This is a genomic window from Phytoactinopolyspora endophytica (assembly GCF_004138495.1).
In the GTDB taxonomy this organism is placed as follows: domain Bacteria; phylum Actinomycetota; class Actinomycetes; order Jiangellales; family Jiangellaceae; genus Phytoactinopolyspora; species Phytoactinopolyspora endophytica.
Genome location: NZ_ML142868.1, coordinates 66,810 through 68,225 on the forward strand (window position 1 = coordinate 66,810; position 1,416 = coordinate 68,225).

Consider the following 1,416-nt stretch of genomic DNA (forward strand, 5'->3'; position numbering starts at 1 on the left):
AGGGATTTCATGGTCCGTCGCCACTGCTCGTCGGTGAACGCTGGCTCCGCCGACAGCAGCGATATCGCCTGGTTGAACACGCCGCTGCGGGCCCTGACTCCGAGCGAGTACCAGATGACGTCCAGCCCTGGCCAGCCACCGATCACCTGGTCACGGGCGTCGTACCACTGGGACACCAGCTCGCCGAAGCGAGCCGCGTACCTCGGCCGGCCGGTCAGCGCGTAGGCCTCCAGCAACGGTCGCATCCAGTACAGGTAGTGGAATCCGTAGAAGCGCGACCGGCCGAGGCTGGAGTCCAGGAAGTCGACCTCCGCCTCAAGCAGATGATCCGCCGCACCCAGAAATCCTCCCTGCGCTGCCCGGGCGCCGAAGACGTGCCCGACCGACTCCGCGCTGCGCAGCACGTCGTCGGCCGGAGGCGCCGACGGGCGTGAGCGGCGCCGGCGTACCCATCGCCCGATGTCGGCCACCGGGACCGGCGCCGCAGTGCTCGCCCGGTAGGCACGCCACTCGCGCAGCGCCCGGTCCGTGTCGTCCCCCGACTTAGCCACCGTCTCCAGCCCCGGAACCGTCAGATCCAGCGAGTCCAGGAGGTGCCGGTCGCCGATGTGCCGCATCCGGGCGTCGTCGATGTGCGGCGGGCTCTCCACCCACTGGGTCATCCGGCCACCTGTTCCGTGACCGCGACCGGTTCACCCGACGCGATCGACGCATGTGCCGCCTCCAGGACGGCCGTGACGTGCCGCGAACTCTCCACCGTGATCAGCGGCTCGACTCCGCGTATGGCACAGTCGACGAAATGCGCGACCGCGTCCCGGTAGGCGCCCGCACGCACGCCGTGCACGGTGCGCTTGAGCATGTTCCGCGGGAACGTGAAGGCGTCAGGGGTGGCCAGCAGGACGTTCTCCTGCTGGCGATCGAGCTGGATCGCGCCGTCGTCGCAGATCAGGGTGATGTAGCTGTCGACCATGGTCGGGAAGGTGTTCGGATAGATCCAGGCCGACTCGAAGGTGGCGATCGACCCGCTGCTGAACCGCGCCTGGATCTGGATGCCGTCCGGGGTGTCGATCCCCATGGAGCGCAGTTTGCCGTGGCGCGCGGTGGCGAACACCTGTTCGATCTTGTCGTCGAAGAGCCAGGTGATCAGGTCGATGTCGTGGCTGGAGAGGAACCAGGCGCAGGTCGTACGGTCCGCCCAGCTGAGCATCTCGGTGGGCACGTAGATGGTGTCATCCTTGCGCGCATACCCGACCGCAGGACTGCCCAGTCCGGCGATCAGATCCTTCGCCTGTGCGTAGGCAGGCACCCAGCGGTGGTTGAAGATGCACATCGCGGTGACGCCCGCCTCGCGCACGGCACGGACACACCGGTCGGCGTCGTCGACCGAGGTGGTGAAGGGCTTCTCCACCAGCACGT

General features: G+C 67.9%; 2 protein-coding genes. Both read right to left on the bottom strand.

What is annotated here, in order from left to right; genetic code table 11:
* A partial coding sequence (locus ELR45_RS28600; RefSeq protein ID WP_165368191.1) for a hypothetical protein occupies positions 1–662 on the bottom strand: 662 nt, incomplete at its 3' end.
* On the bottom strand, positions 659–1,416 hold a 758-nt coding region (locus tag ELR45_RS28605; protein ID WP_205857452.1), incomplete at its 5' end, for a Gfo/Idh/MocA family protein. The genes ELR45_RS28605 and ELR45_RS28600, both read right to left, overlap by 4 nt.